4 protein-coding genes are annotated in these 3197 nt (G+C 21.6%); 2 read left to right on the forward strand and 2 right to left on the reverse strand.

The window, feature by feature from the left end:
- Positions 1-346 (forward strand): rhodanese-like domain-containing protein (locus tag GBZ86_RS14195; RefSeq protein ID WP_152891744.1); only part of this gene is annotated, 346 nt, incomplete at its 5' end.
- Positions 347-405: 59 nt separating this feature from the next.
- On the opposite strand, the gene GBZ86_RS14200 is transcribed toward GBZ86_RS14195, so the two are convergent.
- The gene (locus GBZ86_RS14200) at positions 406-1062 is read right to left on the reverse strand and encodes a hypothetical protein (protein WP_152891746.1); all 657 of its coding nucleotides are present in this window, start codon (positions 1060-1062) and stop codon (positions 406-408) included.
- Positions 1063-1220: 158 nt separating this feature from the next.
- Positions 1221-1805: a hypothetical protein gene (locus GBZ86_RS14205; protein WP_152891747.1), complete on the reverse strand. Its 585-nt coding sequence runs from the start codon at positions 1803-1805 to the stop codon at positions 1221-1223.
- A 186-nt stretch (positions 1806-1991) separates the two neighbouring features.
- Here GBZ86_RS14205 and hydE point away from each other — a divergent pair, with 186 nt between their 5' ends.
- Positions 1992-3056, forward strand: a complete 1065-nt coding sequence (hydE, locus tag GBZ86_RS14210) for a [FeFe] hydrogenase H-cluster radical SAM maturase HydE (RefSeq protein ID WP_152891749.1) — start codon at positions 1992-1994, stop codon at positions 3054-3056.
- The last annotated feature ends 141 nt before the right edge of the window (positions 3057-3197 follow it).

Genomic DNA, 3197 nt, shown 5'->3' on the forward strand with positions numbered 1-3197 from the left:
TATCAGAACAGAGGTTACTATAGATGTAAGAACTAAGACAGAATATAAATTAATGCCTTTATTTTCCTGCAATATTCCAATAATAAATGAAAAACAACATAAAATTATTAAGAAATTTTATCCATTGGCATTTTTTATTATATTTTTAGGAATTTATAAAAATAAAAATTTTATTAAAGAAACATTAATTAATTTATCTAATAATAAAAAAAATAAAATAATATTTGGCTGTTCTAGAGGAAGATTAAGAAGTCCTATGATGTATTTTTATGCTAAATATTTAGGCATAGATTGTAAAGTATTATATAAAGGAATAAAAGGAGTATTACATGATAAAGAATTATGAAATATAAAAATAAGCCTCTTTTAAATAAATTTAATTATAAAAGAAGCTTTTTATTGTATTTAAGTAGCTTTATTATTTTTTAACCAATCCCAAAATCGTATAGTTCCTTTAAAGTTAATGACTAAATCATTATTTAATATTTGAAGATTTTTTACATCTAATTGTTTAATAGTTTCAAAGGAAAGTATGATATCACCATTTTCTTTATTAAATTGTACGAAAGAATTATTATGAACATTTTGAAAAATTAGATTTTTAGGAATATGTATAAATCCAAATTTTCCATCTTCATAATGAAAAATTCCTTTTCCATCTTCAGCTTTACAAGAAAATATAAGTTTAGCTTCTAAAGGAATATTTTTATAATTTATATGAAAATATAAATTAATATGATTATTTTCTATGTCAACTCTTAACCCAGTAATATATTTTTTTATTTCAGGCATTTCATTTATAATAGCAATAGCTAAATCTGTTAATTCTTCTTGAGAAAATATAGTATTTGATTCAGCAGACAATTCTTTAAAAGATAAATTAAATCCTGTTGGAAAGAACTTTTTTAATAAATTCCAGTTATCTAATTTTATATTAGTACTTGTTGAAACAACTGGTGTTTTAGGGTAAAAGAAATAATCATATATACCTATAGAAGAAAATATAAGTATTAAAATTATAATTAATGGAGTGATTATAAATAGTTTCATTCTTTTTTTCATAGCGACCTCCTATTAAAAGCATAATAATTATTATACTTTAAATAATTGTTAAAAATATAGTACAAATAAAAAAATTATTAAAAACTATGAAATAGAGATAATTTAAATCTAATTTCATAGTTTTTTTATTAAAAATATGAAATTTTAAATTTTTAATGTTATATAATTTTTTTGTTTTTTAAGCAATTATAATCATAGGTTGTAAAATTAACTTTTATTAAAGTAGTTTTTTTTGTACTAGGAAAATTTTTAATTAATATAGAGGAAAAAACTTTAGAAGCTACTTCGTTAAAGTTTTGACAGAAATCACTTAAATCATCATTATAAAATTGTATTATTGTTTTATCTATAATCACTATAACTTCACCAGAATATTGCTTAGTAAAAAGAGGTGGAGTTTCAGATATAATGGTACCTTTAAAAAGAGGATTATTTTTCAAAGATATGCTGAAAAGATTTGATACATCTTTAAGGGAATATTCAGAAGTTGCATTGAATTCAACTATTTTATTAGTACAATTGAATATTAATATAAATACTTTTATATTTCCAAATATATAATATTTGGGTAGTATGGTTCTTAATGCTTTAGCAATATCATTAAATTTTACAGTGATTTTAATCATATAATTAGCATTATAGGGTATTAATTCACTAATATATATACAAGGACTTTGTCCTATAGTATTAAAAATTTTATTTCTTAAAGTTTGCCAAGGAGGAGAGAGTTTTAAATTATTCATAAATCTAATCTCCTTTAATTTTTAATAATATTATTATAGTAAGTTAAAAGTTATTTTGTTAATATGAACAAAATAAAAGATACAGAAAAATCATTAATTTACATATAAAGCAAATTAACTTGACAATGATTATTTATAAAAATTATTATAAAGAAAAAAGTATTAATTATAATTGAGGTGTAGTATATGATTGTTAAGGATATAATAAATAAATTATATAAAGAAAATAATGCAAATAAAGAAGAGTTATTATTTGTTTTAAATAATTTAAATAATGAAGATAAAGAGTATTTAATTGAAAAAGCAAATGAAATTAGAATTGATAATTATGGCAATAAAGTATACATGAGAGGATTAATAGAATTCACTAATTATTGTTCTAAAAATTGTTTATATTGTGGAATAAGAGCTGAAAATAAAAAAGCTGAAAGATATAGATTAACAGAAGAACAAATATTAGAGTGTGTAGATTTAGGGGATAAGCTAGGATATAAAACTTATGTACTTCAAGGAGGAGAAGATTTTTATTTTACTGATGAAAAAATGGTGAGTATAATAAAAAAAATTAAAAAAAAATATCCCCAAAATGTAGTAACACTTTCTATTGGAGAGAGAAGCTTTAATTCTTATAAAAAAATGTTTGAAGCTGGAGCGGAAAGATTTTTATTAAGGCATGAAACAGCATCTAAAGAATTATATAATAAATTACATCCAAATTCTAGTTTTAAAAATAGAATACAATGCTTAAAAAATTTAAAAAAAATAGGATATCAAGTAGGAGCTGGTTTTATGGTAGGAATACCGGAACAAACTAATGAAAATTTAGTTGAAGATTTGCTTTTTTTAAAAGAGTTTAAACCTCATATGTGTGGAATAGGTCCTTTTATACCTCATAAAGATACTCCTTTAAAAAATGAAAAAGGTGGAACCTTAGAAAAAACAATAATAATGTTAGCTTTAGTTCGATTATTACTTCCAGAAGTTTTATTGCCAGCTACAACAGCATTAGGAAGTATAGATTCTAATGGAAGAGAAAAAGGTATAAAAGCAGGTGCTAATGTTGTTATGCCCAATCTATCACCTATTAATGTTAGAAATAAATATTCATTATATGATGGTAAACTTTCTATTGGAGATGAAGCTGCAGAATGTAAAATATGTATAGAATCTAGAATTAAAAAAGCAGGATTTACAGTTGATATATGTAGAGGAGATAATGTTAGTTGGTTAAAAGAACATAAAAATATATAAATTTATACAGCTCTAAAAATTAATTTTAATTTTTAGAGTTTTTTTATATATTTAAAGAAATATTAGATGAAAACATTTAATGTGCAAATATTTGAATTTGCAAATAGTTTGACAATTAAAATAAATGTGATAGAATAGGAA

The organism is Clostridium tarantellae (assembly GCF_009295725.1).
Taxonomy (GTDB): Bacteria; Bacillota; Clostridia; order Clostridiales; family Clostridiaceae; genus Sarcina; species Sarcina tarantellae.